The organism is Pseudomonadota bacterium (assembly GCA_040752895.1).
Classification (GTDB): Bacteria; Pseudomonadota; Alphaproteobacteria.
In genome coordinates, this window is sequence record JBFMHN010000003.1 from 343,042 (window position 1) to 355,351 (window position 12,310).

Sequence of the window (12,310 nt, forward strand, 5' to 3'; positions counted from 1 at the left end):
TAAACCTGACCTATAAACCCGATTCGCGGACTTCGCCGATCAGAAAATCCCAGAACGCTTGAATGCGTCTCGAATCGCGCAGTTTCTCCGGATAAACGAGATAGGCTTTGAAGGCCGGGCCCTCGATTTCGGGAAGAACCCGCACGATGTCCGGGTCTCCGGCGGCCATGTAATCGGAAAGCCCTCCGATTCCGACGCCGCTTTTCATCGCCAAGAACAAGCTGTTTGCGTGATTCACCTTCAAGGCGACCGCCGGATGGTTGAAATCGATATCGGCAACGTCCAATAGGAAGTTCAAATTGCCTTGAATGGCCGGATAGTCCTGATTGTAGAGGATTAGCCTGTGATTTTTTAAGTCGCGCGCATTTTTCGGGGCGCCGTATTGTTGCAGGTACCCACGCGAAGCATAAAGATGTACGCGAAGCGTCGTCAGATGGCGCTGGATAACGTTTGCCTGGCGGGGGGGCGATATTCGGATGGCGGCGTCCGCTTCCCGCACGCTTAGGTCCGAATCGTAACTCTGAACGGTCAAGCTGACCTTGATGTTCGGGTTTTGATCCAAGAACTTCTTCAACCGCGGCGCCAGCCAAACGGTGCCGAAGGTGATGGTGGAGAGAATCCGCAACGGCCCTTCCGGTATTTGCTTGCGGTGGTTGAGCGTTGCTTCGGTAAAGGCCAAGGCGTCGTCCATCTGCCGCGTTGTTTCATAGAGAAGTTTTCCCGGTTCGGTGAGGGCGACGCCGTGGAATAGGCGGTGGAACAAAGGCGTGTTGAGGTCCCGTTCGAGCAGGCGAACGTGCCGGCTGACCGAGGATTGGCTCAAGCCCAGCCGTTCGCCGGCAAGGGTCAGGTTTCCTGCTTGGGCAACCGCATGAAAGATGCGCAAACGGTCCCAGTTCATGACGGGCTTGGGTTTGGACAATCCGGCCGCCTTTCCGTTTCGACGCTGGAGGCAATTTATAGGATTCTGATGCCGGCTATCGAATTTTTGCATGAGCTTTTATCTAAAAAATGCGTTAGTACGGGAACTGGGCCATGCATTCATTGCAGAATAAGGCATTCGCAGGTTTTTGGCGCCAGATTTAGGAAAAAATACCTGCTTTGAACAGAGGCATCGTTCGTCCTTGTATGGCGGATCCTAAGGATCGGATTTGCGAACAGATCGGAGAGGGGTACCGCGGGCGGTGCTCGCGGCGGCGGTGGAGTGCTAACTTTTTGATTTATTAGGAATTTATTAGACTAGTCTTCATTAAATGGGCGGTGGGGTTTATTGACTTCTTTTGCTTGCAACCCTACGTTAGAAGGCAAGATATAGGGGTAAAGTCGCCCGTCGGAATGGGGCGCGAAAATCGGAGGATCAGAAAATGGTTGCGGTCCCGAAAATCGAGGTCAAGTCGCAAGAGGTACATAAGTATCTCATGGAGTTTGGCTGGAACATCGACAAACGTCGGGGTAAGTATCCGACAAAATACAATTACAACCCTTCCGCGCGCGAGCAGTTTAAGCTGATCGCGAAAGAATACTGCCGCATGGAAGAGGAGAAGGACGAGCGCCAATACAGCACCCTCCTCGATGGCATGGCGCGGATGAACGTCGGCAGCCGTATCGAGCCGCGCTGGAACGAAGTTATGAAAATTGGCGGCGACTTACTGGAGTCCGGTGAATACGCGGCGATCTCCGGCACCTCCGTTCTCTGGAATGCGACACAAAGCCCTGAGCTTAAAAACGGCTATCTCGCCCAGACGATGGACGAAATCCGGCACACGGCCCAGATCGGCTATTTGAACTCCTATATGGCGAAGCATACCTACGATCCGGCGGGCCATGCGGACGCCCGGCGCGTGCGCTACATGAATCCGCTATGGCGGCCTTGCCGCCGCGCCCTCGTCGACGGATTCTGCGCCGGCGATCCGGTCGAATGTTCACTGAACCTGCAGATGGTTGCCGAGGCGTGCTTCACGAATCCCCTGATCGTCGGTTTGACGGAATGGGCGGCGGCGAACGGCGACGAGGTGACGCCGACCATTTTTCTCAGCATCGAGACGGACGAATTGCGCCATATGGCGAACGGCTACCAGACAATCGTCTCGATCATTCACGATCAGGAAAACCACAAATACATTCAGACGGACCTGGATAATACGTTCTGGTTGCAGAACAAGTTCATCACGCCGTTCGTCGGCGCGGTCCTCGAATATGGCTCCGTCAACAAGGTCGAGCCTTGGGCGGTCACCTGGGATCGCTGGGTGTATCAGGACTGGGCCTCCATGTGGCTGGGCCGTCTTGCGAAATTCGGCATCAAGACGCCACGGAGCATGCTGGAGGCGAAGACGGAAGCCTACTGGTCTCACCACGCGGCTTGGCAGGTCGCCACGGCGCTGTGGCCGCTCATGATGATCCGCATCGAACCGCCGACCGAGAAGGACGCGGCATGGTTCGAGAAGAATTATCCGGGCTGGTATGCGCGTTACGGCGTGTTCTACGACGTGTGGAAGGGCATGAACTATCAGGATCCCTCCAGTAACTTCATTCCTTATCAGTGGCTGATGAAGAACAACGTCACCGTCCACGTCTGCCGCACCTGCCAGATGCCGACGGTATCGCCGGATGTATACGGCGGGGCGAAGAAGGCGCGCATCGTCGAATACGAAGGCCGACTGCACGCCTTCTGCTCGAACATGTGCGAGCGGATGTTCTTCATGGAGCCGGAGCGGTACCACAACCAGACGACGTTCTTCGAGGAATTCGATGGTTGGAACCTGGCGGACATCGTCGAGAAATTCCACGGCGTTCGTTCAGACGGCAAGACGTTGACGTCCCAGCCGCATCTCGAATCGAAGCGCATGTGGACGATAGACGATCTCCGCGCGGCCAATTGCGTGATCGAGGATCCGTTGCGCAAGTTCCAGAGCGTGGCGATCAAGCATTAGGCAAGTCGGCGTTTTTGAGAGGGGGGGCTTTCCGGAAGGAAACCTCCCCTCGTTTCTACGGGTAAAAAATATAAAGATTCCCGCTTCAGGGAACGGTCGGATAGGGAGTAACGCCTTTATGGCCATTAAGAAAACCAAGACTCATCGCGGTATTTTTCCGAACACCGAGCCACAAGGTTCAGAGCCGCTTTCCGAGAATCGCGAATTCTGTTTTTTCGCGAAACCGCGGTGGAAGAAGCTCACCGAATACGAAAAACTCATCCTCTACGCGCAACCCAATCCGGACTGGATTCCAGGCGGTCTCGATTGGGGCGATACCCCGGCGCGGTTCAGCGGCGGCCGGGATACGTGGGGCAATTATTTCACAGAAATGCGGTGCCAAGACTGGTACGCCTTTCGCGACCCGCATCGGCGCTGGCAATACCCCTATGTGTCGGAAAAGGCGGACGAATGGCGCAACCTGCAGCGCCGGCTCGGGGCCTATGCGGATATGCGCGAGTGGGAAAGGATGAACCCATGGTGGCGGGACGAGGTCGTCGGTAAGATTTGGGCCGCCTTTCTCCACCACGAATACGGCGTATTCAACGCCATGTCCTCCGTCTGCCGAGATGTGCTCAGCGACATCATTCGCGCCGCTACCTGCACGGGCGCCTTCGACCTGCTGGACAACTCGCAGATGATTCACATGCAACGGCTGTTTCTCTCCAAAATTTTTCCGGACACGTTTAAGGCGGATATTGATCTCGGGAAGGACGTTTGGCGGTCGTCCGAGATTTACGCGCCGACCATCGGGTTGGTGGATGAGCTGTGGGACAAGACCAGCGATCATTGCGAAATCCTGTTTGCGCTCTTCATGGTTCACCTGCCGCTTTTCGGGCGCGTCGTCCGGAACGAATTTGTGGAACGCTATGCCGGCTTCTTCGGCGATACGTTGATTGGCCTTTTCGTGCCGGATATGAACCGAGCCCAGCGCGTAGCCAGGGACTGGAATTTCGATCTCTTTCACAACGTCTTCTTCGGTGACCCGGAATTCGGGCCGATGAACCAGAAGATCATGCAACTCTGGCTCAACCGCTGGCTTCCGAAGACGCTGGCCTGCGTGCGGGCTTTCAAGCCGGTTTTCGACCTGCCGCAAATCCAATCTGCCCGTCAGGCGATGGGTGGAGCAACCATTGACGCACGCTTTGCAGACCTTTTGGCCGAGTGGAAAGAAACCCACCTTGATCCGATGGGAATCACGGTGGATTTGGATGCGGCGAAGAAAGCCGTTGCGTGACGCGACCAACCGACCGAGTCGAAAGGGCTTGAAATGACCACGAAGAAAAAGCCGGATATTGAGATTGAGAAAGTCGAGAACGTAAGTCACGAAGACCATATCAAAGAGATTCAATACGACGAGGACACCTTTGACGCCCAAGCCTTTCAGGACAAATTTCTAAGCCAGGACAAGATTCGTTCGACCAATAGCGTCGCGATGGCGTTGATGAAGACGGAAGAAATCGAATTCATCGTGGAGGAATTCCTGGCGGGCAAAGAAAATATCTACATTGAGGACCGCGCCTCCTTCTACTACGTGGACGCGGACACGGAGGTTGTCCTTGATTTCGACGAGATTGAAGAAGCTCTTGGCCGTCCCTATAGCGTTTACGATTTTCTCGTGAACCTCTCGACGACCGTGGGGCGGGCCATGACCGTCGGCAACAAATTCATATTGACGACCCGGCTGGTCGGCATAGAGATGGATGTCGATACGCAGCCTAAGGACTAGCCAGAACCGACCATTCCGATTACAAATTTGTCGGTATTGACCGCCACTCTCACCGAGATCCGGTGCGCAGAGACGGAGAAGTTCGAGGCGTGACCCTTCGCCGGATGGGGCGATTTTTTTAAAGGAGCGTTTGTTTGATGCACAAGGTGCATTGCACATTTTTAGACGGCAAGGAATTCGAGTTCGAGTGCGGTCCGGAGGAAAACGTCATCTCGGCCGCCCGGCGTCAGAACATCATTCTCCCAGCCTATTGCATGGAAGGGATTTGCGGGACCTGCAAGGTCCGGCTCGCGGAAGGCGAGGTCGATATGGGGCGCGCCGAACTCGGTGCCCTAAGCCCGACCGAAGAGGAGGAGGGCTATGTCCTTCTCTGTCAGGCCCATCCGCAAACCGATCTTGAGGTGCAGTTCGAAATCGATTCCGACCGGGTGACCGCCCCTCAGGAGGGAAAGGCGAGGATCGTGGAGGTCGGCCCGGCCTCTCCGTCCGGAGAGGTATATCGCATTGTTTTAAAAGCAGAATTTTCAGATATTTTCTTCTGGAATCCGGGCCAGTACGTCGCCATCAACGCGCCGGGAACATCGGAGTGGCGGATGTTCTCGATGGCGAACACGGCCTCGATGGAAAACGTTCTCGAGTTCTATGTTCGCATTCTTCCCCAAGGGGTTTTTTCGAATTTTCTCAAGGGCCAGGCCAAGGTCGGCGATACGCTGGACATCAAAGGTCCTTATGGACTTTTCTTCTACAACATTACCGATCGGCCGCCCGTTTTCATCGGCGGCGGAACGGGGCTTGCGCCGAATCTTGCCATGATCCGGCAGCTTTCGAACCAGTTCTACCCGAAGCGGATCCGCCTTTTCTTCGGCGTGACCAACCCCGGGGACCTGCATTGCAAGAAGGAAATCGAAAGCCTGCAGGAAGCGTTGCCCGATTTTGTACCCTACTACGCCTGCGCGAACGCGGACGAATCGTGGGAGGGGGACAAGGGGTTTGTAACGGATAGCCTGCTCAAGCATATGGGCGGGGAGGATTTCGCCGGTCATGAATTCTACTTGTGTGGCCCACCGCCGATGATCGAGGCCGTCGAGAAGATTCTCCGCGAAAAAAGCGTCGAGCGTTCCCACATTCACCGCGAGGAATTTGTTCCCTCCGGCGCGACAAAATCTTAACGGCCTTAAAAGTCTTCTAAATACTGTTAAATGCCGCTCTGCGGCACCTAACGAAGTTTCCCGTCGCGGTCTTTAGAACCAGCGGCGGGTGAAACTTGTCGACGGCGATCGATAACGGCAGCAAGGATCCGTACGCAGAGGCCGGCGGGTCTTTCGGTTTCCCGGAAACCCAAGTGAATTTTATTGACGGCCTTGCCTCTTTCACGCTAGTGCTAGAAACAACCAAACGTAGAATTTGGGCTTATTATCATGCGACTAAGGGGGGGTACGCCGAGAAATCCACCATCGGATTTTCGCCGGGTTCCAAAGAGGCGATGAATCCTGTCCGGTTTTCCAGCTCCCTTGCTATTGTGAATCCAATCGTTTGGTCGATCGCATCACTTGGAAACCGCCGTCGGTTAAGGGTGGCAAACGTTCGCCTATAACAACATCGACGGCGACACCTTTTAGGGGAAGGGCGTATGCAAACAGGAAAATTAGGCGTCTATCTTTCGAAGATAGCTCCGTGGGCAATTATTGCGGGGCTTCTCATCGTTTCACGAATCGAACCAGCGCCTGTCGGCAAACCGGTTCAAATTCCCCCGATCGGTGAACGCGACCGCTATTACGGCATTCAGGTTCCCGAGCCCGGCGTCCTTTGGATGGTCGGCAATGGCGGCAAGATCATCCGCAGCGAGGACGACGGGGTCACCTGGAAAATCCAGGAGACGCCGTCCGACCTCAACCTCATGTCGGTTGCCGCGTGGGACAAGAACGACGCCGTGGCGGTTGGCAACATGGGGATCGTTCTGGTAACGCGGGACGGCGGCCAGACATGGGAAAAAAGAGATATCCCCTTATCCAATGTTGCCGACAAACTGATCCGCGTACGCATCATCCCGGGGACCGATAAGGCGATCGCCGTCGGCATCATGGGGAAGGTTCTTCTCACGGAGAACAGGGGCGATACGTGGGAACAGCAGTACTTCTATTACGACTGGTCCTTTTTTGAGGAGCGATTCAACGACATTGCCGGCGGCGTCCAACGCGTGAACCAGGACGTCATTCGTCGCTACCGTTTCGAGCGCGACATCACCCTGCAGGACATCGCCATTCTGGGCGAGTGCGAATGGATGGTGGTCGGCGAATTCGGGAATGCCATCCATACGAAAGACTGCGGCTACAATTGGCGGGAAATTCGCCCGGCTTACGACACCATCAACAGCGTCAAATTCCGGGACCGTGATCATGGCGTAGCCGTCGGCGGGTCGGCGACGATCCTCGTTACCGAGGACGGCGGCAACAATTGGGAACAAATGGAACCGAAGGGGGATGCGGTTGTCACGCATCTTTACGACGTCGAATGGGACGCGAAGAATCAGGCGTGGATTGCTACGGGAGAGGGTGGCGTCTCCGTGAAAAGCGACGCCTCGGCGCAAAATTGGGCCGCCGAACTGTTTGATCCCAACAAGTCTCCCTGGTTTGTCGATCTCGAGGTGAGCGACGGCAAATTTTATGTCTGCGGCGAGGACGTCGGGGTCTGGACGGTGTCATCCGGGGAATGGGTAGATCTTCCCCGTAAAGAATCGCACTTCTAGTTGCGGAGGATTATGAGCCATGGCTAAGAATTATAACGAACGGATGACGCAAGCCATTGAACGGATGTGCTCTTTTACCATCCGCAACCGCCTTCCGTTTCTTCTTGTTTTGGGGGCTTTGACGCTTGCCTTGGGCATCATTGTGGCGCTGCAGACAAGGATCGAGAGTTACTTCCCCGATCTTCTTCCGCAGGACCACCCTTACGTCCAGATCAACGAACAATACAAAGAAACCTTTGGCGGCTCCAACATGGTCACCATCATGATGGAGACCAAGGAGGGCGACGTCTTCACGACGCCGTTCCTGAAAAAGGTCAAGAATCTGCAATTCAACCTGCGCCTCATTCCCGGCATCAATCAATTCCAGATCGTTTCGCTGGCCGGACGGAAGCTGAAGACGGTGTCGGCCTCGACGGCGGGCGTCGAAACCCGCCCCTTTATGGACAAGGAAATTTACCGGGCGGGCGAAGGCGTGCCGCAGACCCAGGCAGAACTCGACCAATTGCGGGATGCGGTTCTGACCTCGCCAACCGTTTACGGCACTTACGTTTCCAGGGATTTGCGCTCGGTCCTGATCACGATCGACTTCATCGATCGCCTGCTTGAGTACACGCCAGCCTTCAACAGGATTAACGAGATTCTTGATCAGGAACGGGACGACACGGTCCACATTCGGGTGGTGGGCGAGCCCATGCTTTATGGCTGGGTCAACTACTATTTCCCGGAGACGATGACGATCTTCACCCTGACCTGGGCGGCGTTGATGGCGTTCCTGTTCATCGTCATGCGGACGTGGCGGGGCACCTTCCTGCCCCTGTTGTCCGGTCTCGTGGCCGGCACTTGGGCGCTTGGATTCGTCGCCTTGATGGACTTTAACTTCGACCCGCTCGTCGTCGTCGTGGCGTTCCTGCTGACGGCGCTGGCGATTTCCCACTCGGTGCAGTTGACGGTTCGATTCGACGACAACGTAAACCGGGGCTACACGGACATGAAGGAAGCCGCGTGGCAGTCGATGTCGATGTTGACCCGGCCCCTCATGCTGGGCATCGTCGCCGATGCGGGTGCCATGGCCGTCGTCGCCCTGACCCCTATTCCGCTGCTGGAAAAAGTGGCGATCACCGGAATGATCTGGGTGTTGGTGATCATCATCAGCGCCTACTTCCTGACGCCGCTCTTGCTGAGCTATGTTCAGCACCCGAAGAAAGTCCTGCACCCGATCAACGTGCAGCCGGCCATCCATAAGTTCCTGGACCTGGCCGTCACGACGACGAACGGACCTGCCGCCCGCAAATGGGTCCTGGCCGGCGCCCTTGCCGTCTTTGTCGTGGCGGGCGCGATTTCCTTCCAGCTTACGGTCGGGGACGCCAATCCCGGTTCGCCGATTCTCTGGCAGGATTCGTCCTACAACGTTGACGCGGAAGTGATCAATACGACCTACCGCGGGTCCGACCAGATGTTCATCGTGGTGAAGGGACCGAAGAACACGCTTAAATCTCCGAAAATTCTGCGGAACATGGCGAACCTCCAGCGTTTTATGGAGGCGCAGCCGGAAGTCGGCGGCTCGGTTTCGCTCGCCGACGTGCTGCCGGCGATTCAACGGGTTTTCTACGAGGGCAACCCGCGCTTCTATGAAATTGGCGATGACCTTCTGGTGAACGGCGAGCTCGCCTATCTCTACATCTCCGGCTCCGAGCCCGGGGACGCCGATAAATTCAACAACTTCGTCTACAGCGAAGGTTCGATTCGGTTCATGTTCCGCGACCATCGGGGCGACACGATCCGAACCGGGCTTGCCCGGCTGAAGGAATACATCGCCAAGCACCCGCTTCAACTTGAAGACGATTTCGGGAAGGCGCATGAAATTTCCGACTACGGCGGCGGGGTAAGCAAGGCCGTTCTCGGCGGCGCCGGCGCGCGGGTGGAAAAAGGCGAAGAAGGCACGGAAATCGGCGATATCGCGGCTCAAGCCACGCCGGAATATTATCTGGCCGGCGGCTTGATCGGCGTGCTGGGCGCGGTGAACGAAATCATCCTCGCCAAGCAGGTCGAGGCTATCGCCCTGGCGTTGCTTTGGGTCGGTCTCTGCGCGGCTGTGGTTTACCGGGACGCCGCGGCGGCCCTCTTCTTCATGGTGCCGGTCGCGCTCTCAAACGTGATCACCTTCAGCTACATGACGATGAAAGACATCGGCATGAACATCAACACCGTGCCGGTGGCGGCGCTTGGCATTGCCCTTGGCGTCGACTACGCGTTCTATGTGGCGGACGGTATCCGCGAGGAACTGCGAGAAACCAGAGACCCGATGGGGGCGATCGTCAAGGCGCTGCACAGCGCCGGCCGCGGCGTCTTCATCACGGCGTTCACCCTGGTGATCAGCATTGTTCTCTGGACGTTCTCCTCGGTCCGGTTCCAGGCCGAAATGGGGATTTTGATGTGCGTCTGGCTCTCGGTATCTGCCCTGAGCTCGCTGTTCGTCATCCCTGCGATGGCCTATGTCTTCCGGCCGGACTTCATCTTCGGCAAGGATCTGATGGAGGTGAAGGGCGTGAAGGCGGGAAGTGTTGGAAGCCACGTGAGTTGAGCGCATGGAGCAAGTTTGTTTTGCAGCGCGAAAAAGATGAGAGATGATTCGGAAGAAGGCGGCACCGTTTCGTGCCGCCTTCTATCCTTAACAAAAGACTGGACAAACAAAAAATTACGCGTTTAAGTGAACGGGAGCGGCCGGTCAAAGGTGAGCCGTTCGAGCGAACGCAAAACAAGTTTTTGTTTAAGAAAATAGGGGAAAATGCGGGTCGTTCTAAGATGGAGGGGGGGCTTCCTACTCAATTAAGAACGACCACGAATTCGTTCGCGAAAGAAGCTGGCTGCGGATGTGCGGCCGGTCTTTTAAGGCTTTATTAGGGAAGTATTCGGCTTTTTACTGTGCGTAGCTTGGGGCCTGTAGTGGGCTTGTGTTTGAAAACCTTAGGGAATTATGGCGATGAAGCATAAAAACGCGATTTCGAAAAAGAAGCCGTCGCGCTCGATGTTGCTGGCGGCAACACTGGCGCCGGCCGCCGTGCTCGGCTCGGGCGGCGCGATGGCGGGGATGGTCTTCGAAGACGATCCGTTTATTCCGGGACATTGGGTGACAAGCGGGTACGTCCGCGAGCAGATCTCCCTCAACCTTCGGGACCGTCCCGGCACGTTCTTCGACGACCAGTTCCATGTTTCGATGATACGGACGACCGTCCGCATCGACTTGGATGGCGAGATCGGTCCGCTCCGCATCGGTCTTGTCGGCCGCGTCGCGCGGGAAGCGGAAACACCTTGGTTGCGGCGGCTCGACGAGGGTACTTACCAGGGCACTGCCATCAACGCGCTTGGTCAAGGCGCCAACGACGGCCAGGCCGAACCCAACTTCCTCAAGGGGCAATTAGAGGAAGAGGAGATGCGCGAATTCTTCGTCGAGTTCGATGTCGGCGATCGGTTCGTTGTCAAGTTGGGTAGGCAGCAGGTCGTCTGGGGCGAGACCGACTTCTTCCAGGCGATGGATATCTTGCACGGCCGCGACCTCCGCTGGCGCCTCTTCTTCGAACCGGAGAACGAGGAATGGCGGAAGCCGCTCATCCTGGCCAACGTGATCATGCAGGTGCCCGAATTGGACGGCTCGTTGCAGGTCGTCGTCCGTCCGGGCTTGGATCGCCAGCGGGACATTGGCTCCTCGGTTGACTTCTACGGCGGTCGCTGGCAGCCGAATCCCTTCGATGCCATCGACTTCTTCCAGGCGGGGATCCTTCCCTTCAACTACACCCACCACACGGGTAACTTCCATACGCCAACCGGCGCTGTCCGGTGGGCCGGCACGCTGCCCGAGTGGACGAACTACACGGGCTATTCCGTTGCCTTCATCCGCAGCCATCTGTCGGGGGCGCCGATTTCGTCCTCCGTCCAGGGTTTCAAGGGCGAAGGGCCGCTTTCCGTTGCGAACGGCGGCTTGGGCGCCCTTGGTCAGGCGATCTACCCGGTCATCAACAACTACGCGATGTCGTTGAACTACGACTTGAGTGACGCCGGCTTCAATGGAACGTTGGCGGCGGAAGTCGTGTGGACGCCGAAGCGGCCCTTCAACCGGGGCTTCTCCGGTAACGCGCAAGGTATCGCCAACCTGACCGCCCAGGGCGGTCTGGCGGCAGCCTTCGCCGGGGCGTTCGGGAGTGCGGGTCATGGCCTCTCGCCGATCGAGAAGAACCAGCTGTTGTGGATGCTGCGTCTCGAATCGACGGGTGTCCGCCTGCAGGACTACATCGGTACGGGCCGGCCTTCCTTCCTCTCGGTTCAGCTGTTTGACCGTTGGCTCACGGACTTCCGTGCAACGGACGAGCTGCTTGATACCGCCGGGTGGAACGCGGCGTCGTCGGAGCACACCTTCGTCCTGACAATCGTGTTGTTGACGAACTACAACTTTGACCTGATCAACCCCGGCATCGCCTGGGGTACGGACCTTACCCATGGCGGCGGGTTCTTCCTGCCGTGGGTCGAGTTCATCTGGGGTGATTACTGGCGGCTCCGCGCCGAAGCGGATCTTTTCTATGCGCCGCATTCGCCAAGCCCGAACAACATCCCGGTCTCGGCCGGCGGCAATCCGAACGAACTCGGGAATGGCGGCCACTCCTTCGGCCTCTTCGAGGACCAGGATCAGTTCGTGCTTCGCTTGACTCGTCAATTCTAACCAAGGGGCTTTTGAGAGGACTTAGAAAATGCTGAAAATCGGAAAAGTCCTACAGGCTGGCGCGCTGGTAATTGCGCTTGGTTTTGTGGGAGGAGCGGCGCTGGCGGAAGAAGTTCCGGAAGGGACGGTTCTAAGCGCGTCGAACATTGACAAGC

Annotated in this window: 8 protein-coding genes; 7 read left to right on the top strand and 1 reads right to left on the bottom strand. The window is 56.9% G+C overall.

Translation table 11 applies throughout. The features are described from left to right. Positions 1–10: 10 nt before the first annotated feature. The gene (locus tag AB1781_07940; protein ID MEW5704496.1) at positions 11–922 is read right to left on the bottom strand and encodes a LysR family transcriptional regulator; all 912 of its coding nucleotides are present in this window, start codon (positions 920–922) and stop codon (positions 11–13) included. A gap of 442 nt (positions 923–1,364) precedes the next feature. Here AB1781_07940 and AB1781_07945 point away from each other — a divergent pair, with 442 nt between their 5' ends. From AB1781_07945 to AB1781_07975, 7 genes are all read left to right on the top strand, one after another. Further along, complete coding sequence (locus AB1781_07945) at positions 1,365–2,930, top strand: methane monooxygenase (protein MEW5704497.1); 1,566 nt, start codon at positions 1,365–1,367, stop codon at positions 2,928–2,930. Positions 2,931–3,048: 118 nt separating this feature from the next. Beyond that, the gene (locus AB1781_07950) at positions 3,049–4,206 is read left to right on the top strand and encodes a methane monooxygenase (GenBank protein MEW5704498.1); all 1,158 of its coding nucleotides are present in this window, start codon (positions 3,049–3,051) and stop codon (positions 4,204–4,206) included. A gap of 33 nt (positions 4,207–4,239) precedes the next feature. Next, positions 4,240–4,698: an MmoB/DmpM family protein gene (locus AB1781_07955; protein MEW5704499.1), complete on the top strand. Its 459-nt coding sequence runs from the start codon at positions 4,240–4,242 to the stop codon at positions 4,696–4,698. A 137-nt stretch (positions 4,699–4,835) separates the two neighbouring features. After that, complete coding sequence (locus AB1781_07960; GenBank protein MEW5704500.1) at positions 4,836–5,867, top strand: 2Fe-2S iron-sulfur cluster-binding protein; 1,032 nt, start codon at positions 4,836–4,838, stop codon at positions 5,865–5,867. A 461-nt stretch (positions 5,868–6,328) separates the two neighbouring features. After that, a complete protein-coding gene (locus tag AB1781_07965) occupies positions 6,329–7,444 on the top strand; it encodes a YCF48-related protein (GenBank protein MEW5704501.1) in 1,116 nt (371 codons plus the stop codon). 19 nt (positions 7,445–7,463) lie between these two features. After that, complete coding sequence (locus AB1781_07970) at positions 7,464–10,025, top strand: MMPL family transporter (GenBank protein ID MEW5704502.1); 2,562 nt, start codon at positions 7,464–7,466, stop codon at positions 10,023–10,025. Between the two features lie 399 nt (positions 10,026–10,424). After that, positions 10,425–12,155, top strand: coding sequence for a hypothetical protein (locus AB1781_07975; GenBank protein ID MEW5704503.1), 1,731 nt, complete (start codon positions 10,425–10,427; stop codon positions 12,153–12,155). Positions 12,156–12,310 lie beyond the last annotated feature (155 nt).